This window comes from Ensifer sp. GW821-FHT05G01, from assembly GCF_059419585.1.
Genome location: NZ_JBWKSC010000015.1, coordinates 82,024 through 102,851 on the forward strand (window position 1 = coordinate 82,024; position 20,828 = coordinate 102,851).

Genomic DNA, 20,828 nt, shown 5'->3' on the forward strand with positions numbered 1-20,828 from the left:
ATGGTGAACCTCGTTCTGCTGGGACCGCCCGGCGCAGGGAAGGGAACTCAAGCTGAACGCCTCGTGGGGCGGCATGGCCTCCTCCATGTTTCGACAGGCGACCTGCTTCGCGAAGCCATCAAGGCGCAAACGCCTCTCGGTCGAGAGGCCAAGGCAGCGGTCGACGCGGGGGTCCTGGTGCCGGATCAGGTCGTGATCGGCCTCGTACAGGAGCGGCTTTCCTCCGGGGCGCGCGACAGAGGGTTCATCCTTGACGGCTTTCCTCGGACAGTCGCCCAGGCGAACGCTCTGGAACGACTTCTCTGGGATCTGGGTACCCCTCTCGACCACGTCATCCTCTTTGATATCCCGATCAGCCTTCTCGAACAGCGCGTCAGCAAAAGAGCTGAGCAATTTCGCGCGATGGGTGCGGCGGCGCGCTCCGACGACAACCCGGAAGTGCTGAGGAAACGCGTCGAAGAGTTCGTCCGCGCCACGGAGGCGTTGTCGCCTTTCTATCAGCAACGCAAGCTCCTGCGTCGCGTCGACGCTTCCGCCGACGTCGACGAAGTCGGCGCTCAGATTGCGGATTTGTTGGAGCGGTAGTGAGATCGTTTAAGGTCGCAGTGCCTGTGCGCGAAGGGGTTGAAATGGCTTCTGAGAGAGTTGTGCCGGAGGGCGTAGAGCCGGTCGTTGCGATCGCTACTGACAAGCCAGCAAACATCCTGCGCTACGCCTACGATTCTCTCCTTGCCGGAATACCAGTCGCCTTGGTCACACTGGTCGACATCCATGGAGGTACCGCTCGCTCTCTTGGAGCACATATGGCCGTGCGAGCCGATGGCCGCTACTGTGGCTTTGTCTCGGGAGGGTGCACTGAGAACGCAGTGGCGGCGGAAGCGCTTGAAGCATTGTCTTTGGGGCGTGACCGCTTCCTGAAGCTTGGCGAGGGCTCGCCTTTCTTCGACATCGTTCTTCCGTGTGGGGGAGGTATAAACCTTTCGATCCACATTCTCAGGGACGCAGATCCAGTGAGGCAGGTGTTGTTTCACCTCGCTTCACGGCGTCCTGCTACTCTCAGATACCTGCCTGGCTCGCAGACGATTGAATTCGAGGGACCAACCGAAAGCGAAACCGGCTGGCAAGACGATGTATTCCTGACTTCATATCAACCTCCAACGCGGTTGATACTCTGCGGCCGATCCATTGAATTGACGACAACCGTGCAGGTTGCCCAAGCGGCGGGTTATGAAGTCCTGCAAATTGATCAACCAATGAACAGCATCGACTTTGCGTCGAGGATCGATGAGTATTCGGCCGTTGCGCTGCTTTTCCATGATCTGGACCGCGAACTGCCCCTGTTGCAGGGCGCACTCACTTCGAAGCCATTCTACATCGGCGCGTTGGGAAGCCGCAGGACGCACGAGAAGAGGAGCGCAGCGCTTCGCAGGATCGGCTTTGGCGAAACCGATATCGCGAAAATCAAAGCGCCGATTGGTGTCTTTGACAAAGCTCGAGATGCGTCGTCTATCGCGCTCTCCGTCTTGGCGGACATTGCTGCTGCAAGGCTCCGAACTCAATGAGCATTTGGAAAGCTTGAACGAATAGGGAACGGCTCTATCCCTTCCAATTGCGCCCCAGCAGCCACAATTCCATGAGAAAGTCTTGCGCTGAACTTGCCCTTGGCCCTCGGATTATCCGCTCCTGGTGATCGGCAAATCGGTTCTTGAGCTCCGCAGGTGTTGCGTGGGGCACGACGGAAACTTGCCGGTTGTCAGCATTTCTCCCAAGGACAACACGACGTCGGACAACCTCGGCGCTCTCTTGCCTGGTGCTGCAATCAAGTTTGTACCGAGTGAGGACAAGTTCGAACTGCGCTTGCGCGGACCGATGGTCACGCCGGGGTATTGGCGGCGTCCGGAGATCAACAAGGAAGCCTTTGACGAGGAAGGCTCTTATTGCATTGGCGATGCGGGCAAGCTTCTCGATCCGGCCGTTCCAGAGAAGGGAATCCTGCTCGATGGATGCATCGCCGAAAACGTCAAACTCGTAATCGGCACGTAGGTTCAGGCCAACGTAATCAGGCCAGACAACCTCAGCGCTCGAACCTTTGTCTACAGCGTGGTAGCATCCGACACGCACCTAACGAACGTGCTTGTAGACCGTCGTTCGCGATAGGTTGAGCACCCGGGCCGTCTTTGAGATGTTCTCGCCGGACATCTGGAAAATCGAACGGATCTCGCGGCATTTGCTGCGGCTCAGCGGGTGGGGGCGGCAGCTATCGCAGCTGTCATCAACATTTTTCTCTCCTGTGTTGATATCCTCGAAGGAATCTTCATCAAGGTAATCCATCCGGCGGCGCACAAGCGCACGCTGCAGCGCGGTTTTCAGTTCACGGATATTGCCAGGCCAGGAGTGCAGTGCGAGACGCGCGATCGCCGCGTCGGTGACCGCTGTATCAGGCGCCATGGCCTGCATTAGGTGTCTGACGACGCCGGCAAAATCGCTGCGAGCCTTCAGGGCCGGCAGCCGAATGGTGAAGGCATTGAGGCGGTAGTAGAGATCGGCGCGAAACGCCTTGGTGGCAACCATCTCCTGCAGGTTTCTATTTGTTGCCGAGACGATCTGCACATCGACCTTTAGCGTCTTCTGTCCCCCGACGGAGCGCACTTCCATGCTGTCCAGAAACCGCAAAAGCGACGTTTGAGCTGCTAGGGGAATATCCGCAACTTCATCGAAAAACAGCGTGCCCTTGTCGGCTGTGCGCGCCAGCCCGGGCGAGCCTTCGTCACGGGCATTGGTAAACGCACCGCGCTCGTGCCCGAAAATTTCGGCGATGAAAAGGTTTTCCGGCACGGCGCCACAATTGACCGGCACGAACTGGCCCTTGCGACCACTTAGCGTATGGGCATGGCGAGCCATCAGGTCTTTTCCGGTGCCGGTCTCGCCGGTTATGTGTACCGGCATACGCAACGTCACCGCATCGGCGATATCAGTCATCGACCGCTTAACGATCGGGTCGTCGCAAACAAAATCAGGTGCATTCGATCGTCGCAGAAGCGCCGGCAAAGCGGGCGCGGGCTTCGCCATAGCGTCAGCCCCCCGCTGACCGATCTGCCGACAGACCATAAACACACCACTTCCCGCCCGGTCGCGGATGCGGATGACGCCGCCGTTCAGAAGTCCGTCCATTGCCGATCCGAATCCGGCCTCGAACAGATCATCGAAGTGACTGCCGATCGCCGCCGGCAGACCGGCCAGCAAAGTGGTGCCCGGCCGGTTCAACGAAATGATGCTGCCGTCGGGCGAGACCGACAGAAGTCCCGCCGACAGCGTATCGAGATACTCGACGCGCGGGTGGAAAGCGAAAATGAAGCTCTCGGAGCATTCCTGATAGATCAGGCCGTTTTCGATCTGCGCGGCCGCCATTCGCACCAGTGCGTGCGTGTGCTCCTGCCGCGCTTCGAAGGCGCAGGAAGCGTCAAGCAGGCCGAGGGTTTCGCCGCGCGAGTTCAGGATCGGCGCGGCCATGCAGCTCAGATGGCCGTGGCAGGAAAAATAGTGCTCGCGGCCGTAAATGGCGACTGGTCTGTGGGCCATCGCAGCCAGCCCCAGAGCATTGGTGCCGCGCAGATCTTCGTTCCACAGGCTTCCGGGTATGATGGAGCGGCCAGCAGCGCTGTCGGCAAAGTGCTGATCGCTGATCGTGTCCAGCACGACCCCGTCGGCATCGCCGAGTGCAATCATGAAATTGGAGCCGGCGATCTGCGAATGAAGGAGCTGCATTTCCGCGAGCGCCAGCCGTCGCAGGGCAGCATTCTGCTCCCGCCGCTGATTGACCTGGGAGAACGGCACGACGCTGTTGCGCGGCGCAGCGCGCGGATCAAGACCAAGATCGCGGCATCGCTGCCAACTGTCGGCCACAACCGACGGCAGGCTGCCGACCGGCAAACGACCACCATTCTCAAGCGCGTTGCGAGCGCGCTCGATGCCTGAAAGATGCTGCATGTCTCCTCCTCATGCATCACGAATTGCGCAAAGTAGCGTTACGTCGTCGTCCTTTGCAATAGACAGAAACTGAACAGTTTTCAGTTGGCATCCGTTCAGGGAATGGACATTCCCTGCCGTGTGGTATCTGTGTAAACTATTGATATGATTGAATGTAAATATCTGGCACAGCCTTTGCAAACCTTGTCTGATGAATGCGGACCGACTGTTCGCAGAAGCAGGAGAGACAGGAATGAAGGCACAGGTACTCACCCAATATGATGACCACCTGAAGGCGGACCAGTGGGTCTCGCTTCAGGACGTACCGGATCCGAAGATTACGAAATCCACCGACGTGATCGTGCGCATCGGCGGAGCTGGGGTTTGCCGAACCGATCTACACATCATCGAAGGCGTTTGGCGGCCCCATATGGATCCGAACGGCAACAATCTACTGCCGCTAATCATGGGCCACGAGAACGCAGGCTGGGTGGAGGCCATCGGCAAGGAGGTCGAGGGTATCAAGGTCGGTGATCCGGTGATCGTACACCCGAAGATTTCCGGCGGGACCTGCCTTGCCTGCCGGCGCGGTTTCGACATGCATGGCCCCGGAAAGTTTCCGGGTCTCGACTGCGACGGCGGCTATTCGGAATATCTCTGCACGTCGGAGCGCAACATCGTGCCCTTGCCGAAGACGCTCGCGCCCAAGGAGGTAGCGCCCTATGCCGACGCGGGGCTTACCGCCTATCGCGCCGTCAAGAAGGCGACACGCCATCTGCTGCCCGGCGAAAGCTGCGTCGTCATCGGTGCCGGCGGGCTCGGCCATATTGGCATCCAATGCCTGAAGGCGATGTGCGCCGCTGACGTGATCGTGGTCGATATTTCCGAAGCCTCGCTGGATCTGGCTGGCAAAGTCGGCGCTGACAAGCTGATCAAGGCCGATGGCAACGAGGTCGAGGCCGTACTCGAATTGACGGGCGGGCAGGGTGCCGAGGCGGTTATCGATTTCGTAGGCGAGAAGGGCACGACCCTCAAGGGGCTCGCGATGACGCGGCCAATGGGTAGCTACTACGTCGTCGGCTACGGCGAGGATATCCGCATTCCGACCGTCGATATGGTCATCACCGAAAAAAACATCATCGGCAACCTTGTCGGCACATGGGCCGAGCTCACCGAGTTGATGGCGCTGGCTGACCGCGGGCTCGTCGATCTGAGGACCGTCGAATACAGGCTCTCCGACGCCAACCAGGCCCTCAGGGATCTGCGGGACGGCAAGATCCACGGACGCGCTGTGCTTGTTCCCTGATTTCAGACTTCAACAACCCGTGGGAGGAAACCACATATGACACGCAAGAACTTTCTGCATGCGTCGATCTGCGCACTGGCGATTACAATCGCATCCGGCGCTCAAGGCGCGGACGTCAACTACGACCAGTATGGAGACTACGCCAAATACGGCGCCGCGGCCGACGTGCCGGGCGCCTGTTCCTATCAGGCGATCGACCAGAAGGACTATTCAGGCAGAACGCTCAAGGTCATCAGTCATGCCGTGCCGGTCATCGGCGAGCCGACCGATCTGCACGCCAGGCAGTTCGAGGCGCTGACGGGTGCGAAGGTGGATGTCGTGCACATTCCTTTCGGCGATCTCTATCAGCGCATCATGATCCCGTTCCAGACGCAGCAGGCAGCCTATGACGTGCTGTTCTATCCGTCGCTCTGGATCGGCGACCTGCACGGTTTCCTGGCGCCGGTTCCCGCGGCGTACAAGGAGGTGAGCGGGATGAAGGACGTCACGCAGAACTACAAGGATGTGGCGACCTGGGGCGAAGAAATGGTGCAATACCCGGTCGACGGCGACCGGCACTATTTGAAATACCGGTCCGACATCTTCGACGATCCCGACATGCAGGCGAAGTACAAGACCGAGACGGGCAAGGACCTCAAGGTTCCGGCGACCTGGGAAGAGTACAACGCCGTGGCCAAGTTCTTCTCCGGCTGGGACTGGGCAGGCGACGGACAACCGCATTTCGGCAGCGCAGAGGTTACCAAGCGTGACGACTTGATGTTCTCGGCCTTCATCAGCCGGGTTGCCGCCTACGCCAAGAACCCGAACGTGAAGGGTGGCTTCTTCTTCGATCTCGAAACCATGGAGCCACAGGTCAACAATCCGGGCTGGGTCAAGGCGCTGGAAATGTTCATCGATGCGCAGAAAGCCTTCCCTCCGGGCGGCGCAAACTTCGGCCTCGGCGACGAAATATTCTCGTTCGGTGGCGGTCAGGCGCTGATGAGCTATTCCTGGGACGACGCCTTCATCCAGGCGCAGGAAAAGGACAGCCCGATCCGCAACAAGGTCGCAGCCGCCCCGCTTCCGGGCGCCAGCGAAGTCTGGAACCGCACGACGAAGAGCTGGGACAAGTTCGAGACGCCGAACACACCGCCCTACATCACCTGGGGTTGGACATCGGCAGTCACGAAGGCCTCGAAGAACCAGGACATGGCTTTCGATTATCTCTGCTTCTTCTCCAACGAGGCAAACACCACGCTCGATCTCCAGATCGGCCGCTTCGGGGTGAACCCTTACCGCACGACCCATTTCGATCCGAAGTTCTGGCAGGACAAGCTCGGATGGGAGCCAAAGGTGGCGGAAACCTACGTCAAGACGCTGAGCGGCATGGACGATAGCACCAACCGCGTCTTCGACCTGCGCGTTCCGGGCGTCAACCAGTTCATGTCGTCGCTGGCGAATGGCGTGGCGGAAGCAATGGCGGGGCAGAAAAACGCTCAGGAAGCGCTTGATGGCGTCGCTGCGCAATGGAGCGAAATCATCGACAAGATCGGTACAGAGAAGGTGCGCGACGCCTACGCCAACGTCGTCGCGCTCGAAGATCACGGTCGATGAACCGCCGCCGATGACGTCAGACGAAGGCGGCACGGCATGTGTGCCGTGCCGCCTGTTCCAAAGCTGCTACCAAAGGAAACAGGTCATATCATGGGCCAGACAGGGCTTCGGTTCTACAAATTCTCTTTCCTACTGCCGGGCTTTCTTGTGCTTCTGGCAATCATTCTCTTTCCTCTGCTCTTTACCATTCGCGTTTCGCTCTCGGGATGGGATGCAATCGCGCCGGGGCTCAACTGGGCGGGTCTGACGAACTACGCTCATGTCTTCAGCGATGGGCGCTTCTGGGAGGCGATGCTGCGACTGTCGGCCATGGCCGTCGGCACCGTGCTGGTACAATATGTGTTAGGCTTTGCACTTGCGCTGCTCGTCTGGCGAGACATCCTGTTCCGGCGGATATTTCGGGTGCTGTTTCTCATTCCGATGATGACGACGCCGGTCATCATGTCGGTGATCTGGCGCACGATCTTCCACGAATCCCTCGGCCCCGCCAATGATGTCCTCGGTCTCATCGGACTTGGTCCGTATCCGTGGCTCACCTCGGCCAATTTCGCCATGGCCGCTGTCATGCTGGTGGAAATCTGGCAGTGGACGCCGTTCATGTTTCTGCTTCTACTGGCGGGTCTTCTCAGCCTGCCGCGCGAACCGTTCCTCGCCGCGGCCATCGACGGCGCGGGGCCGGTTCGCACCTTTTTCAACGTGACTTTTCCGCTGCTGGTTCCGGTTTCGATCGGCGCGGTCGTCATCCGGCTCATCGAAGCCTCGAAAATCATGGAAACCGTCTATGTGCTCACCTCGGGCGGGCCGGGAACGGCAACGGAAACTGCCGGCTACTACATCTACATCAAGGGCCTTCGCGATTTCGAGATTGGATATGCCGCATCGCTCTCGATCACCTACCTGGTCATCATGATCGTGCTTCTGACAATCATCGCCAAGCTCCTCGTTCGCATTTTCATCGGAAGGAGTGCCTGATGCTCTCAACGCTAAAATATATCGCCGTGGTGCTTTGGAGCGCGTTCGTCGTGGCGCCACTGCTATGGGCGCTAACAACCAGCTTCAAGACGGCCAATGGCGTGACCGGCGGTCCGACCTATCTTCCCTATATCGGCTTTGAGCCTTCACTCGACGGCTGGCGCAGCCTGTTCGGCGGAGCAGGCGGCATCGACATCGTGCGCCCCTACATGGACAGCCTGATCGTCACCAGCAGCGCCAGTCTGATCTCGATCGTGCTTGGCACCCTTGCCGCCTATGGCTTGTCGCGGTTCGACTACCGGGCGGGCTTCGTCAAGAACACCGACATCATCTTCTTCTTCATCTCCCAGCGCATCATGCCGCCGATCGTTCTTGCCATCCCATTCTTCCTGATGCTGCAGTTTCTGGGGTTGCTCGATACGAAGATCGGTCTGATCCTTGTCTATGTGGCGCTACTGCTGCCGATCGCGGTGTGGATCATGGTCGATTTCTTCGATGGCGTACCGCGCCAGATCGACGAGATGGCGATGCTCGACGGCTGTACACCGTTCGAAGCCTTCTGGCGTATCGTCCTGCCGAACTCCATGCCGGGCATTCTGGTCGCAAGCATGTTCTGCGTGATCTTCGGCTGGAACGACTTCTTCTTCGCCTTCACGCTGACCTTCACCGACACGCAGCTTCTGCCGGTCGCGGTCGTTTCGCTCAATTCTTCGGTTACACCCTGGTGGAGCCTGTCAGCCTCGGCGCTGGTATCGGTGGCCCCTCTCATCCTCATTGCAATTTTCGTCGAGCGGCTCCTGTCGCGCGGCACGCTTGCCGGCGCGATCCGGTGAGGAAACAGATATGAGCCTCATCCTCGATACCCTACACCTTTCGCACAACGGCGAAGCCCATCTTGACGGCCTTTCGGCAAGTTTCGCCCGTGGAAGCTTGACAACCGTACTTGGGAGAACGCTGGCCGGCAAAACCACCCTAATGCGTGCGATCGCTGGTCTCCAGCGTATTGACAGCGGCACGATGGAACGAGACGGTCAAGCATTCGGCACGCTTCCAGCTTGGCAGCGCGATGTTGCGATGGTCTACCAGCAGTTCATCAACTACCCGCATCTCAACGTTTTCGACAACATTGCTTTTCCACTGCGAAAACGGCGCCTGCCGGAGGTCGATGTACGCCAGCGTGTCGAATCCGTCCTGTCGATGGTCGGACTCTCGAATTTTGCGGGGCGCAAGCTGTCGGCACTTTCTGGTGGCCAGCAGCAGCGCGTCGCGCTCGCCCGCGCACTGGTGCGCAAGGCCGATATCCTTTTGCTCGACGAGCCGTTGGTCAATCTCGACTATAAACTGCGTGAACAGTTGCGCGAGGAATTCCGCGGCCTGCTCACCAGCCAGAGCGACGGCACGGTGATCTACAACACCACGGAGCCCGCCGAGGCGATGATGCTGGGCGACCGGATCATCGTCATGCACCAGGGCCGAATCCTGCAGACGGGCACCCCGGCTGAGGTCTTCGAAAGACCTGCCAACACGCTGGTTGCCGGTATTGTCAACGATCCGCCGATGACGATCCTTTCGGGTCGCTTGGACCATGGGCGTATCGTGTTCGACGGCGGTGTGGAGCTTGCCGCTTCGGCACATCTGAAAAATCTTCCGCACGGCCTCTACCGTTTCGGCATCAGGGCAACCGAGATCGAGCCTTCGGAAGGCAGAGGCATTCCAGGGCGCGTCACATTCTCGGAGGTATCGGGATCGGAGACATTCGTGCATGTCGAGACGCCGTTCGGCGAGGCGGTGATGCAACTCGAGGGCGTTCATCAGGTGACAGATGGATCGCAGATCGGTCTGTCGCTTGCACCGGAGCGGTTGTTCGCCTTCGCCGCCGATGGGGAAGGCGCACTTCTGCGTGCGCCAGGACAGGGAGAAAACTGATGGCCTCGATACATTTGGACCAAATTGGTCATTCCTACGGCACGGCCGTCTACGCGCTGGAAAAGACCGACATGCACTTCGAGGACGGCAAGACATATGCATTGCTCGGCCCGTCCGGCTGTGGCAAGACGACGATGCTCAACATCATCTCCGGTCTGCTCACCCCCTCCGACGGCCGCGTGCTGCTCGGCGGCACGGATGTGACGAGAACCAGAACAGCCGAGCGCAACATCGCGCAAGTCTTCCAGTTTCCAGTCGTCTACCAGTCGAAAACTGTTTTCGAGAATCTTGCCTTTCCGCTGCATTGCCGCGGCTGGGATCGGTCGCGGATTGCCACACGGGTCGCCGAGATTGCCGATCTTCTCGGCCTGACGTCGCGCCTTAGCCAATCGGCGCGACGGCTGACGGCGGATGAGAAACAATTGATCTCGCTTGGGCGCGGACTTGTGCGAAACGATGTCGCTGCGTTGCTGATGGACGAACCTTTGACCGTTATCGATCCGCACATGAAATTCGATCTTCGCCGCCGCATCAAGCAGGCCAATGATCAGACGCGCCATACCGTGGTCTATGTCACTCATGACCAGAACGAAGCCATGACCTTTGCCGATGAAGTCCTCGTCATGAGCGCCGGCCGCGTCGTCCAGCGTGGAACGCCGCAGCAATTGTTCGAGGCACCCCGCAATCTCTACGTCGGGAACTTTATTGGCTCGCCGGGCATGAACTTCGTTCGGGCAGAGCGCTTAGATGGTGATCTCCGGCTTGATGGCGTCCCCCTCGTGGGGGCGGATCGCTGTCGTGGTATCGCGCCGGATGCTGAAATCGTCCTTGGTATCCGTCCCGAGCATATCGCCTTCGCGCAAGGTGAGGAACTGGGCGTCCCCGCATCGATCGTCTCTGCGCAGGACCACGGCAGCCTGCTTGTTGTCGACGTCGCTGTCGGCTCTGACCGACTTAGGATGAAGGTACGCCGTGACGTTTCCTTTCCCGCTGGTCAGGCGCGTCTCCGCGTTTCATCCGATCAGGTCCGTCTCTATGTCGACGGCGTTCTGGTGAACTGATCGCGGGTATGCGACGGGGGCTTTGAGCGGGCGTTCCGCTGCCAACTGGATGCCGTCCAAACGTGTACAGTGCTTCTGGACGGCATCCAAAGTGGTTATGATAGAGAGGCGAGGCAATCGCATGAAGGCGTTCGCATTTCAGATTTCTCCAAACGATTTTTCGTAAAAGATTAGGCCATTGTGTATGTCGCGGCGGCCGTTCACTGCGAGGCTATGCCTGGCTTCCTGACATCGCGGTCCACGCCCGGTGGTCGCCAATGCTTTTGTGCATGGTCACTTGCCCCGTTCGACATCGCTTGAATCGGGAAGCCCATGATCTGCTGGGGCCGCGACCGCAACGCATTCAACGCGCGCTTACCATTGAATCGAAAGCGATCGGAAAAGCGTCCACCATGGCGTGAAGGCGGCGCGTTTCAATTCCATCACGTGCTTGGACCGAAAGGCCGTGCAGCAAGGTTGCGCAACAATCGCCTATGGCAACCTCATCGACATGGGCCGGAATTTCCCCCGACTGTTTGCCCGTGTTCACCCGATCAATGATCGATTGCGTCCTCGCCTTCCGATGCTCGGCCAGCCAGTCTCTTATGGCCTCATTCTGCTGGATCTTCTCGCGGTCACATCCATTGCACCGATAGTCCTTCCATCGGAAGGCAACATGGTCGTCGTCAAGTTCGACGACGCGGCTGTTGGCGATAGCGACGCGATCGGTGAAACGGCCGAGATAGGCGAGCACGGGTCCGGACCGCTGAAAGGCGGCTTTGCATCGACGGCCCATTCGATACGCCGAGCCTGTACGAGATGGCGGCTGAACACGGCGTTGTCGTTGAGATGGGAAAGGTGGCATATTTGATATCGTCGGGAACGACACGGGCGGAGAGGCCGCGAGTGCGGCCGCTCACTCTTCACGCATCGTTTACAGGGAGATCCGACCGCCGCCCGATTTCGCCTTGACCATCCATGGCGCAACCACGGGAGCCTTCACAAGGATGCCCTTTTTGCGTGCAAAGGAGCGAAGTGCGTCTTGTGCCACCTGAACGGGCTTGTGTCCGTCATGTGCCAGGTAGCACGTCTTCAGGGTCGCGTCGTGAATGATGTCGCGATCTCCTTTGGACCATTCCTCAAGGAAATCGATCGCATCGTCCAGGTTTGTGATTTCGAGGACCAGATCCTTCCTTTCACGCAGGTAAACTGGTCGATCAAACATCTTCGTGCGCATTTCTACCTCACTGAATAGGTACGGCACCAACCAATCTGGGGAGCCAGTTAGCCAGGGGGGTACCCCGGGCCCAGTCGGCGGGGCCGATCGGTTGAGTCTGTCAGACCCGTCCTCGGGAGAACGGGCCTGAACAATCGCGTTAGAAGTCCATGCCCGGGCCGGCCGGCAGGGGCGGAGCCGGGTCTTTCTTCGGCTTTTCTGCAATCATCGCCTCGGTCGTCACCAGGAGACCTGCGACAGAGGCAGCATCCTGGAGTGCGGTGCGCACGACCTTGGCCGGGTCGATGACGCCCTGCACATAGAGGTCGCCATATTCGCCGGTCTGGGCGTTCCAGCCGTAGGAGAAGTCCGTCTTCTCGCGAAGTTTGCCGACAATGATCGAACCTTCGGCACCAGCATTCTCAGCAATCTGGCGAACAGGTGCCTCGACGGCGCGCCGGACGATCTCGATGCCGACCTTTTGGTCCTGATTGGCCGTCTCCACATGATCCAGCGCTGTGATGGAACGCAGTAGCGCGACACCGCCGCCCGGAAGAATACCTTCTTCAACGGCTGCCCGGGTGGCATGCAGTGCATCGTCGACGCGGTCTTTCTTTTCCTTTACCTCTACCTCAGTCGACCCGCCCACGCGAATGACGGCAACGCCGCCGGCGAGCTTGGCAAGACGCTCCTGCAGCTTTTCGCGATCGTAGTCGGACGTGGTCTCTTCAATCTGGGCGCGGATCTGCGCGATGCGCCCGTCGATATCGGCCTTGGCGCCGACGCCGTCGATGATGGTCGTGTTCTCCTTCTCGATTGCAACTTTCTTTGCCCGGCCGAGCATGTCGAGAGTGACGTTCTCGAGCTTGATGCCGACGTCGTCAGAGACAACGGTGCCTCCTGTGAGAACCGCGATGTCTTCCAGCATGGCCTTGCGCCGATCACCGAAGCCTGGTGCCTTGACCGCAGCGACCTTCAGACCGCCGCGCAGCTTGTTGACGACGAGGGTCGCGAGCGCTTCGCCCTCCACATCTTCAGCGATGATGAGCAGCGGCTTGCTGGATTGAACCACCGCTTCGAGCACTGGCAGCATCGCCTGAAGGTTGGAAAGCTTCTTCTCGTGAATGAGGATGTAAGGATCGTCAAACTCGGTCCGCATCTTGTCGGCATTCGTCACGAAATAGGGGCTGAGATATCCCCGGTCGAACTGCATGCCTTCGACGACTTCGAGTTCGGTCTCTGCCGTCTTGGCCTCCTCGACGGTAATGACGCCTTCATTGCCGACCTTCTGCATCGCCTCGGCGAGATATCGGCCGATTTCCTCGTCGCCGTTTGCCGAGATCGTCCCGACCTGAGCAATCTCAGAGTTGTTGGAGATCTTTCGCGCTTTGGTCTTGAGTTCCTTCACGATCGCATCGACGGCAAGATCGATGCCGCGCTTCAGATCCATCGGGTTCATGCCTGAGGCAACCGCCTTGGCACCTTCCTTGACGATGGCCTGCGCCAACACAGTGGCCGTGGTCGTCCCGTCACCGGCGAGATCGTTGGTTTTGGAGGCGACTTCGCGCAGCATCTGCGCACCCATATTCTCGAACTTGTCTTCTAGCTCGATTTCCTTGGCAACCGACACGCCATCCTTTGTGATGCGCGGGGCACCGAACGACTTGTCGATGACGACATTGCGCCCCTTCGGTCCGAGCGTGACCTTGACGGCGTTTGCAAGGACATCGACCCCACGCAACATGCGTTCCCGGGCGTCGAGGTGGAATTTGACTTCTTTCGCAGCCATTTCTGTAACTCCTCAATAGGCAGCTATCTGACTGATGGACTTATCGCTGGTTTGTTCAGGCCGCCTGCTTGCGCACGGCCGGGGCTTCAATGACACCGAGGACATCGCTTTCTTTCATGATCAGCAAATCTTCCCCGTTGACCTTGATCTCGGTACCGGACCATTTGCCGAACAGGATGCGGTCTCCCGCCTTGACGTCCAAGGCCTGGATCTGGCCCGCTTCGTTGCGGGCGCCGGTGCCGACAGCGACAACTTCGCCCTCCTGCGGTTTCTCTTTCGCCGTGTCGGGGATGATGATCCCACCCCTGGTCTTTTCTTCCGATTCAATCCGGCGGACGAGAATGCGATCATGCAGCGGTCGGAAAGACATGTTTTCCTCCAATGGACAAACAGTAGTGACGTTGTTCCCCATCACCGGACCGGATGACCAGTCCGGACGGGTACAAGACCTCAAACGAGCGTCTTGCGCAAAATCATCTGGTTTCACGGTTTTTCGAATTCAAGAGGTCAACCCAAAAAAATCAGCACTCGCATCGAGCGGCTGCTAACATGCTGTAAAGGAACAACAAAAGCCTACTTTACGTTTAGAAATCCGTTGATGACCGCGAACAATTGCGCCACCTTAGCGCTTGTTGATAAACGGAGGTTAAGCATGCGAGAACCATCGGATTTTGAGCGTCAGATAAACGGCTACGGACTGACCACCGCGCATATCCTTTACCGTATTCCCGATTTCGTATCCGTTCTGCAGACCTATGTCTGGCAGGATTACGATCTTGCTCCCGACTTTCCTAGAATGCAGCAATTCCTCGATTTCTGGCAAACCAATCTCGACGGTCCGCTGCATTCCGTTCGGTATACGCATCAGCGCCTGATCCGACCCAACGAATGGCGCCGCATTGAAGGTGAGTTCACGCTGAACTGAGATTTGCAAAAAAATCTCCAAGGCAGCACTTGAAGCCGGATTTCTCAGATACCAGATCATCTTCCTCCAGCCGCTGACAACAGGGCTGGAAAATGCTGGAAGCGCCGTCATTCGGCGCTCCATACCCATGTTGCTTTTAGGAGGATATGGCTATGGCAACATCTTACGACTACACACCTCTCTTCCGATCGAGCGTCGGCTTCGACCGGCTCTTCAATCTTCTGGAAAACGCCCAGCGCGACCGTTCGACCAGCGATTGGCCGCCGTATGACATTGTCAAGACGGGTGACGACAGCTACCGCATCTCGATTGCGGTCGCAGGTTTCGCCGAGGGCGACCTCGACATAACGTTCCAGTCCAATCTGCTCACCGTTATTGGCAAGAAGCAGGACTCTCCGTCCGAAGCTTATCTGCACCGGGGCATCGCCGGCCGCCCGTTCGAACATCGTTTCGAGCTTGCGGACCATGTCAGGGTGAGTGGAGCGGGATTGAGCAATGGTCTGCTGACCATCGATCTCGTGCGGGAGATTCCGGAGGCATTGAAACAGCGCAAGATCAGCATTGAAAGCGGTTCCACGCTTGAACGGCCGGACGCAGCGCCGCAGATCGACGCACAGAGCGCCGCCTAAATGAAGCATTGGATATGGGCGCCGTTTCGATGGCGCCCATGAGCACACCGGGTTGGAAAGGAGAGCGCTATGAAACCCGATATGTTCAAGAAACCTGTGCGTATTCTCGTCGGCCTTGGATTTCCGACGGAAGTGAGAAGCGTTATGGACGCTTACCGACACCTGGTCGAGTGGCCGATATCGCTCAGGGATGGTCCGCATTCGGTTGCACTCAAGGCATGCCACGCTGCCTTGCGTGGCGAGATCGAAGCTGAGACCGCACGTGGATTGTTTGCCGCCTTCGCGGAAAAGCACGACCTGCTTGCGCCGGAAGCTGACTCCATCATGGCGGACCACCCGAGGTGGAGTCGGGATCCACACGTGAGCTGAGGTGAACCGAGCATGGACGATATGTTTAGGCAGATTGCCGCAACTGCCGCGAACATCGGACCGGAAGTTCTCGCCTCTAACTGGTCGCCGTTTCGACGTCCAATGGATGTGGTGAAGGCTCCTGCACTTTCTGTCGATGACAAACGGACCATCCTCGCCGCATGGGCCTCGGACTTTTACGCGATAGATTCGAAGCCGGCTCTCCGTCATATTCCAGGAACGCCCGAGCCGGTTTCAATCGATGAGGTTCAGTCTGCCCTGCGAGAACTCGATTCGCGGTACGATACCTGACGGGGCTATATACCTCTTCTCTAACGCCTTGCCGGCTTTCCGACGGGCCGTCTCGATATCAGGCGGCACGTCGAAGCTAATTCGAACTGGGAGTTCACTTCAAATCGAAAGAATGCCGTTCCTCGAAGGCGAGATACCAGCCTTCGCTTTTCCTTATCGCTCGGCTACCCTTTGAAGTGTTGGAGGTCAACTAGCCAGTCGACCCGTCTCAGCGGGTCTCCACCCTTAGCGAGCCGACCGGAAGTGGCCGCAGCAATTCTTCCTCTGGCTTGGTAAGGTCGATCCACGCCTGCCAATCGATCGGATGAAGAACAGCGATCTGGCGATTGTGAAAAGGCTCCACATCCGGTCCCGGCTCCGTTGTCAACATCGTGAACGCCGCGGGCTGGCCTTTCTGGCTGGGCTGCCAGATTGCGGCGATCGCCATCAACGGCGCCCTCACGAGCGTGAAACGGTGTTTGGCCTTCGGGTATTTCCTCCGCGTATGTTCAAAGAACGCGCTGGCTGGAACAAGACACCGATGGCTGTCGCCGAAATGCTTTCCCTTCGATCGAAGGTTGAATACGGGGCCGCGCGTCCGGGTTTGGGGAAACCCGAACTTCATTTGCGTCAACTCGAGGATATGATCGCCCGCAGCCCGGATTACCGGGGCCATATCGCCCGTCTTGATCTCGTTGGCCGACGGCATATCCAGTTCCGTCTGATGCGTGGGGATGCCAAGAGCGAGATCCTGCATCACCTTGCAGTATTCGGTGTAGCCAATCTGTTGCTCGTACTCGCTGCACATAGGGAACGCCTGAGTGTTTGGCACGCCGTCGTTGCGCACAGGGCCATCGATCATGCTGACGGTTGCAACTGCCGCTTTGACCCTGCAGTTCCTTTGCCGACGCGACCACCATCCGATGTGTCTAGCAACGCCTAACGTAACCCTTGGGGTCGCGGTCAGCAATCCTCGAAGTCATCAGGGGCACGCTCAAGCGACTGCTCAGGAAAGCGGCAGGCTCGCATATCCGTAGATACTACTGTGTTCCGGCGTGACCACCTTGTAGACTGCGCCCCTGAGGGTGGACAAGGCTCATATCAGTAAGCATGTGGTTGAATACGAATTACTATAATTTAGGGTTGCGGCATATGGCGGCGGTCCACCGCCGCCTGCGGACACAACTAGGCACTCGGCGAGGGATTCAGCTCACAAGGGATTGACGCAAAAACCGTTACAGAAGCTCGAACGTGCCCACCGAGGGACCGCACACCGGTTCTCCTCGAATTCGCAGATAAGCGTTTGCTCTCTCCTTCGACATTTTTTCCGTGGATCGCATGTCGGTACAGCGGCCTCTGCCCGACTTTGATCCCGTCCAGTTTCTTCGTGCTGACCGGTCTCATGATCTCGAGGCTGGTTTCATGTGCTTCTCGTCGAAGGCGAGTTCCTGATCGCCATGGACCTCAAGCTGCTGCTGGAGCGACAGGGCTGGATCGTCATCGGCCCAGCGGCAACGGTGGACGAAGCACTGGCACTGCTGGACGAACAACTGCCATCTGTTGCTATTCTCGATGTAACACTGAAGGACAGCACGGTGACGCCAGTGGCGGTGGCCCTTCGGGTAATCAACGTACTCTTTGTGATAGCCAGTGCCTATGGGGCACCCGCCGAGGACGGCGGATGCGTCCTAGCGCAGGCTCCCAATGTTGGTAAGCCGACAGTCGAGCGTGACCTTTTTAACGCCCTCGAACACGTCGTTTCCTCATAGGTCTTGCCGGACGACACCCGCGTAGTCAACAAGGACAAGGCAAAAGGTTCGAAGCCCTGTGAAATCGCTTCGATATCAGCGCTCAGGCCGCCCTTGAAGCTTGTCTATCAATTCGCAAGAGCGCTCTCTTGAGCGCTGCCAGGCAGATGCTGTCAATCGCGGTGCCCTCGACCTCCTCCATGATCGACAGTGCTTTGTCGACAGGCATCGCGGATCGATATGGCCTGTCGGCTGTCAAAGCATCAAAAAAGTCTGCTGTCGTGATAATGCGGGTTTCGAAAGAGATATCTTTTGCAGTTAGACCGCGTGGGTATCCTTTGCCATCGAGGCGTTCGTGGTGGGCGCCACCAATCCGTGCAATCTCCCCAAAGGCCGAGATGCGTGAAAGGATGTCCTCGCTGTAGACGGTGTGCTGCCGCATTTCCACCCACTCGGCATCATCGAGCTTGCCGGGTTTGTCGAGGACGCTGTTGCTCACGCCGAGCTTGCCGATATCGTGAAGGAGGGCGGCGCGATTGAGCCATCGGCGATCGATGGCGGAGAGGTCGAGCTCTTCGGCAATCATGTCCGTGAACAACGCGACGCGGTCGCAATGACCTGCAGTGTATGGGCTTTTAGAATCGACGACTTCGCCGAAAGCAGCTGCGATATCATCGAGGTAGTCGTCGTCTAATGCTGCGGCGTTGCGGGCGGGTGGAAGTGTCAGGATGAGGCGAGGCAGATCGTCATCGGCGAGGGCGTCCCAGAAGCCGTCTCTGGCAGAAACGGCGATGAAGGTGTGTACCAGCGCCGGATCAAACCATGTTCCGGAGCGCCGTTCGATTTCGGCGAGCGCTGCTGCCCGTCCGCTTGCATGGTGGAACACGTCTATGACCTGTGCCAACAGTGCAATTCGCGAAAACAGTGGAATCTGGTCCCCCATAAGACCTTGCGGCTTGCCGGCGCCGTTCCAATGTTCGTCGAGATTCTGGATGCCGCCAGCAACGGTCTCGGAAAAGCGTAGTTTGCGAGCGATTGCCGCGCCCCGGTGGCAGCGCGTTTCTATGAGTTCGCGCGCGATCGCGCCGCCATTTTGAAGAATGTTGATTATTGCGCGAAAGCGCTCGGCCATCCCAGCCTTCAAGCCCGTGTGGCTTAGAACGAAACGCAGCACCTGTGGCAAGCTATCGCCAACCGTTTTGAAGTCGTTCTTGAAGGTCAGATCGTCCGTTAGATAGAGTTCACAGATGCGTGCCGCATTGCTCGAACAACCAAGATCCTTCAGAAGCAGCGTGAAATATAGGTCACGCATTTCCGAGTTTGAGAGGGCGAGTGCTTCGCCGACCCGCATCCCGATGAAGCAGCATCGAGAACAATGTCCGGCAGGCTGCCCCTCCGTGATGTCGAGCGCTTGACTGAGTGCGGCAAGCAATTCTGCCAAATTGAGGGCAGAGACATCTGGCCAAACTGCCGACCTTATTTCGCTCATACACGTCGCTCCGTCCTGTGCGAGGCGAGCATATTTGGCAAATGTCAAGAAGCTCTTATGCCGACGCTTTCGGCCGCCGATGCGACTGACAGGACCGGCTGCCTGAAAGAACGGGGCGATGAGTCGGCCTTCAAACGAGCCTTGTCCCCTTGAGTTGACCGCGTGGCCAAGGCGGTTACCGCCGCGAGATCCATCAGACATTAAGGGAGCGGCCAAAGCTGGGGGTTAGGCTGCTAGGTCGAGCTTTGCCTGTTTGAGACGGCCGTCCGCGACGGCGGCTCGGACTTGAAGAACCCCATGAGCACCGATCGGTGTCCAACACATCTGCCGCTTCTTATTCATACGGGCATTGACGAGGCTGTTGGCGGCACTTTCGGCCGGCGAACTGGATATCGGCTGACCGGACCAGTATCGCCGACAGTAGTTGACGATCGAAGCTGCGTTCTGCCCCAGGTAAGTGCCGAGATTGTTGATCAGCTCGTATAGGCGCCTGATTTTGCCGGGGGCGTCGCGAAAACCGCGATGCTGATCCAATTGGGCGAGCATCTGCTTTACGGCTTCGCTTGCCTCTCGGACATATCCGCTCCAGAGGAGATGCCGAAGCCTGGGCACATGCACTGCGACGTTTTGCAGATAGACATCCAGATTTTGCAGATGCCCTCCCAGGCCTGTTCGATGTGCCGCAGCCGTATCGATAGATGAAACCAGTCGAGAATATGCGTGACGGGCTGACGTGTTGCACTGACGACGATGCTCTGCAGCCCGACCTCTCCGTCGCTAAAGACAGTGATGTCTCGGCCAGGCAGCCATCCTTGCGCGCGCATCGCCGCGCGAACGATATCGTGTTTGCCGGTAGCGATATTCGGCGCACCGGCAAACTGACGCGGTGCTCGGCCTTGCGCAACAACGCGTCCCATCGCGATCTCGAAATGCCGGCTTTGATAGCCGGGAACCGCGCGAATATAGGCGCCATCAATGAAAACGGAAACGGGAGACTTGCCGGCGCGACTGATTCGATAGGGTCTCGCGAGACATCCCACTTTTCGATCTGATCGGCAGCCTTGCCCAGCCGGTTGCTCACGGTTCGATGATTATGAGGCCGCGTGGCCGGCACAAAGATATCAAGTACACGCGCTGCTTCTCGAAATGCCAACCGGGAGCCAGTTCGGCTTGGATGCACTCCAACTCCGGGGTAGCTCGGCCATTCAACAGGGTCTCGACGCTTCCCGTTCCCAACCTCGCGGTCGATCCGCATGCACAGCTGCACCACCGCGGGACACGCACTTGGCAAGATCCAAAGAGCGAATGGATCGTGCGGTACCTACTATCATGCACCGAGCGACGGCGGTTACAGTCTTGGCACTTCCGATCTCGCTGGGCGGCTTAATCCGTCTGAAACTGCGTCAGCTCCTGTTGGAGGCGCCGCTGTATCTCCTTGGCTTCTTCGAGGGAGAGGCCAAAATCGTTGAGACGGGCCCCATCGAGAGACCGGTCGACCTTGGCAATTTCGCAACGCTGTGACACGCCGTCAATGGCAACAAGCTCGGCCGAGATGATCATCTTTAATTGCGATGCCAACGAATGCCCCTT

20 protein-coding genes and 2 pseudogenes are annotated in these 20,828 nt (G+C 58.5%); 14 read left to right on the forward strand and 8 right to left on the reverse strand.

Annotated elements, in window-relative coordinates; genetic code table 11:
• From AC07UR_RS29115 to AC07UR_RS29125, 3 genes are all read left to right on the forward strand, one after another.
• On the forward strand, window positions 1–585 hold the full coding sequence (locus AC07UR_RS29115) for an adenylate kinase (RefSeq protein ID WP_173419467.1): 585 nt from the start codon (window positions 1–3) through the stop codon (window positions 583–585).
• A 44-nt stretch (window positions 586–629) separates the two neighbouring features.
• Window positions 630–1,562, forward strand: a complete 933-nt coding sequence (locus tag AC07UR_RS29120) for an XdhC family protein (RefSeq protein WP_173419468.1) — start codon at window positions 630–632, stop codon at window positions 1,560–1,562.
• 124 nt (window positions 1,563–1,686) lie between these two features.
• Entirely contained in the window at window positions 1,687–2,043 is a 357-nt protein-coding gene (locus tag AC07UR_RS29125) for a hypothetical protein (RefSeq protein ID WP_173419469.1), read from the forward strand.
• Between the two features lie 78 nt (window positions 2,044–2,121).
• Here AC07UR_RS29125 and AC07UR_RS29130 read toward each other — a convergent pair whose 3' ends face one another.
• Window positions 2,122–3,987, reverse strand: coding sequence for a sigma-54-dependent Fis family transcriptional regulator (locus AC07UR_RS29130; RefSeq protein ID WP_209792157.1), 1,866 nt, complete (start codon window positions 3,985–3,987; stop codon window positions 2,122–2,124).
• 232 nt (window positions 3,988–4,219) lie between these two features.
• On the opposite strand from AC07UR_RS29130, the gene AC07UR_RS29135 reads away from it, so the two are divergent.
• The 6 genes from AC07UR_RS29135 (at window position 4,220) to AC07UR_RS29160 (ending at window position 10,824) form a co-directional block, all read left to right on the forward strand.
• Window positions 4,220–5,272: an NAD(P)-dependent alcohol dehydrogenase gene (locus AC07UR_RS29135; RefSeq protein WP_173419471.1), complete on the forward strand. Its 1,053-nt coding sequence runs from the start codon at window positions 4,220–4,222 to the stop codon at window positions 5,270–5,272.
• A gap of 36 nt (window positions 5,273–5,308) precedes the next feature.
• A complete protein-coding gene (locus AC07UR_RS29140) occupies window positions 5,309–6,865 on the forward strand; it encodes an ABC transporter substrate-binding protein (RefSeq protein ID WP_173419472.1) in 1,557 nt (518 codons plus the stop codon).
• Between the two features lie 90 nt (window positions 6,866–6,955).
• Entirely contained in the window at window positions 6,956–7,837 is an 882-nt protein-coding gene (locus AC07UR_RS29145; RefSeq protein WP_173419473.1) for a carbohydrate ABC transporter permease, read from the forward strand.
• The gene (locus AC07UR_RS29150; RefSeq protein WP_209792155.1) at window positions 7,837–8,670 is read left to right on the forward strand and encodes a carbohydrate ABC transporter permease; all 834 of its coding nucleotides are present in this window, start codon (window positions 7,837–7,839) and stop codon (window positions 8,668–8,670) included. Before AC07UR_RS29145 ends, AC07UR_RS29150 begins: the two co-directional genes overlap by 1 nt.
• A 10-nt stretch (window positions 8,671–8,680) precedes the next feature.
• The gene (locus tag AC07UR_RS29155) at window positions 8,681–9,763 is read left to right on the forward strand and encodes an ABC transporter ATP-binding protein (protein ID WP_209792153.1); all 1,083 of its coding nucleotides are present in this window, start codon (window positions 8,681–8,683) and stop codon (window positions 9,761–9,763) included.
• Window positions 9,763–10,824 carry an ABC transporter ATP-binding protein gene (locus AC07UR_RS29160; protein ID WP_173419476.1) on the forward strand — a complete coding sequence of 354 codons (1,062 nt, stop codon included), beginning with the start codon at window positions 9,763–9,765 and terminating at the stop codon, window positions 10,822–10,824. Before AC07UR_RS29155 ends, AC07UR_RS29160 begins: the two co-directional genes overlap by 1 nt.
• A gap of 586 nt (window positions 10,825–11,410) precedes the next feature.
• Here the strand turns inward: AC07UR_RS29160 and AC07UR_RS29165 are convergent.
• From AC07UR_RS29165 to groES, 4 genes and pseudogenes are all read right to left on the reverse strand, one after another.
• A pseudogene (locus AC07UR_RS29165) lies at window positions 11,411–11,661 on the reverse strand (transposase); the annotation flags it as partial.
• Between the two features lie 76 nt (window positions 11,662–11,737).
• Window positions 11,738–12,040 (reverse strand): DUF982 domain-containing protein, encoded by a 303-nt coding sequence (locus AC07UR_RS29170; RefSeq protein WP_173419478.1) that lies wholly within the window; start codon window positions 12,038–12,040, stop codon window positions 11,738–11,740.
• A gap of 139 nt (window positions 12,041–12,179) precedes the next feature.
• Complete coding sequence (gene groL, locus AC07UR_RS29175) at window positions 12,180–13,808, reverse strand: chaperonin GroEL (RefSeq protein WP_209792148.1); 1,629 nt, start codon at window positions 13,806–13,808, stop codon at window positions 12,180–12,182.
• 55 nt (window positions 13,809–13,863) lie between these two features.
• Window positions 13,864–14,178, reverse strand: a complete 315-nt coding sequence (gene groES / locus AC07UR_RS29180; RefSeq protein WP_173420985.1) for a co-chaperone GroES — start codon at window positions 14,176–14,178, stop codon at window positions 13,864–13,866.
• Between the two features lie 282 nt (window positions 14,179–14,460).
• Between groES and AC07UR_RS29185 the strand changes: the two genes are divergently transcribed.
• The 4 genes from AC07UR_RS29185 to AC07UR_RS29200 all read left to right on the forward strand — a co-directional run bounded on the left by AC07UR_RS29185 (window position 14,461) and on the right by AC07UR_RS29200 (window position 16,022).
• A complete protein-coding gene (locus tag AC07UR_RS29185) occupies window positions 14,461–14,733 on the forward strand; it encodes an usg protein (protein ID WP_173420986.1) in 273 nt (90 codons plus the stop codon).
• Between the two features lie 152 nt (window positions 14,734–14,885).
• Window positions 14,886–15,362: an Hsp20 family protein gene (locus AC07UR_RS29190; RefSeq protein WP_173419480.1), complete on the forward strand. Its 477-nt coding sequence runs from the start codon at window positions 14,886–14,888 to the stop codon at window positions 15,360–15,362.
• A gap of 69 nt (window positions 15,363–15,431) precedes the next feature.
• Window positions 15,432–15,731 carry a DUF982 domain-containing protein gene (locus tag AC07UR_RS29195; protein WP_173419481.1) on the forward strand — a complete coding sequence of 100 codons (300 nt, stop codon included), beginning with the start codon at window positions 15,432–15,434 and terminating at the stop codon, window positions 15,729–15,731.
• A 12-nt stretch (window positions 15,732–15,743) separates the two neighbouring features.
• Window positions 15,744–16,022, forward strand: coding sequence for a hypothetical protein (locus AC07UR_RS29200; RefSeq protein ID WP_209792146.1), 279 nt, complete (start codon window positions 15,744–15,746; stop codon window positions 16,020–16,022).
• A 208-nt stretch (window positions 16,023–16,230) separates the two neighbouring features.
• Here the strand turns inward: AC07UR_RS29200 and AC07UR_RS29205 are convergent, their stop codons facing one another.
• On the reverse strand, window positions 16,231–16,809 hold the full coding sequence (locus tag AC07UR_RS29205; RefSeq protein ID WP_173420987.1) for an SOS response-associated peptidase family protein: 579 nt from the start codon (window positions 16,807–16,809) through the stop codon (window positions 16,231–16,233).
• Window positions 16,810–17,425: 616 nt separating this feature from the next.
• Between AC07UR_RS29205 and AC07UR_RS29210 the strand changes: the two genes are divergently transcribed.
• Window positions 17,426–17,770 carry a response regulator gene (locus tag AC07UR_RS29210; protein WP_412728404.1) on the forward strand — a complete coding sequence of 115 codons (345 nt, stop codon included), beginning with the start codon at window positions 17,426–17,428 and terminating at the stop codon, window positions 17,768–17,770.
• A gap of 82 nt (window positions 17,771–17,852) precedes the next feature.
• On the opposite strand, the gene AC07UR_RS29215 is transcribed toward AC07UR_RS29210, so the two are convergent.
• Both AC07UR_RS29215 and AC07UR_RS29220 read right to left on the reverse strand, forming a co-directional pair.
• Window positions 17,853–19,238: an HD-GYP domain-containing protein gene (locus AC07UR_RS29215; protein WP_209792144.1), complete on the reverse strand. Its 1,386-nt coding sequence runs from the start codon at window positions 19,236–19,238 to the stop codon at window positions 17,853–17,855.
• Between the two features lie 225 nt (window positions 19,239–19,463).
• Window positions 19,464–20,816, reverse strand: a pseudogene (locus AC07UR_RS29220) (ISKra4 family transposase).
• Window positions 20,817–20,828 lie beyond the last annotated feature (12 nt).

Bases quoted from the DNA above. Each gene is read 5' to 3' on its own strand.
- AC07UR_RS29115 (WP_173419467.1), top strand. From the start codon at position 1: ATGGTGAACCTCGTTCTGCTGGGACCGCCCGGCGCAGGGAAGGGAACT.
- AC07UR_RS29120 (WP_173419468.1), top strand. From the start codon at position 630: ATGGCTTCTGAGAGAGTTGTGCCGGAGGGCGTAGAGCCGGTCGTTGCG.
- AC07UR_RS29130 (WP_209792157.1), bottom strand. From the start codon at position 3,987: ATGCAGCATCTTTCAGGCATCGAGCGCGCTCGCAACGCGCTTGAGAAT.
- AC07UR_RS29135 (WP_173419471.1), top strand. From the start codon at position 4,220: ATGAAGGCACAGGTACTCACCCAATATGATGACCACCTGAAGGCGGAC.
- AC07UR_RS29140 (WP_173419472.1), top strand. From the start codon at position 5,309: ATGACACGCAAGAACTTTCTGCATGCGTCGATCTGCGCACTGGCGATT.
- AC07UR_RS29145 (WP_173419473.1), top strand. From the start codon at position 6,956: ATGGGCCAGACAGGGCTTCGGTTCTACAAATTCTCTTTCCTACTGCCG.
- AC07UR_RS29150 (WP_209792155.1), top strand. From the start codon at position 7,837: ATGCTCTCAACGCTAAAATATATCGCCGTGGTGCTTTGGAGCGCGTTC.
- AC07UR_RS29155 (WP_209792153.1), top strand. From the start codon at position 8,681: ATGAGCCTCATCCTCGATACCCTACACCTTTCGCACAACGGCGAAGCC.
- AC07UR_RS29160 (WP_173419476.1), top strand. From the start codon at position 9,763: ATGGCCTCGATACATTTGGACCAAATTGGTCATTCCTACGGCACGGCC.
- AC07UR_RS29170 (WP_173419478.1), bottom strand. From the start codon at position 12,040: ATGCGCACGAAGATGTTTGATCGACCAGTTTACCTGCGTGAAAGGAAG.
- groL (WP_209792148.1), bottom strand. From the start codon at position 13,808: ATGGCTGCGAAAGAAGTCAAATTCCACCTCGACGCCCGGGAACGCATG.
- groES (WP_173420985.1), bottom strand. From the start codon at position 14,178: ATGTCTTTCCGACCGCTGCATGATCGCATTCTCGTCCGCCGGATTGAA.
- AC07UR_RS29185 (WP_173420986.1), top strand. From the start codon at position 14,461: ATGCGAGAACCATCGGATTTTGAGCGTCAGATAAACGGCTACGGACTG.
- AC07UR_RS29190 (WP_173419480.1), top strand. From the start codon at position 14,886: ATGGCAACATCTTACGACTACACACCTCTCTTCCGATCGAGCGTCGGC.
- AC07UR_RS29195 (WP_173419481.1), top strand. From the start codon at position 15,432: ATGAAACCCGATATGTTCAAGAAACCTGTGCGTATTCTCGTCGGCCTT.
- AC07UR_RS29200 (WP_209792146.1), top strand. From the start codon at position 15,744: ATGGACGATATGTTTAGGCAGATTGCCGCAACTGCCGCGAACATCGGA.
- AC07UR_RS29205 (WP_173420987.1), bottom strand. From the start codon at position 16,809: ATGTGCAGCGAGTACGAGCAACAGATTGGCTACACCGAATACTGCAAG.
- AC07UR_RS29215 (WP_209792144.1), bottom strand. From the start codon at position 19,238: ATGAGCGAAATAAGGTCGGCAGTTTGGCCAGATGTCTCTGCCCTCAAT.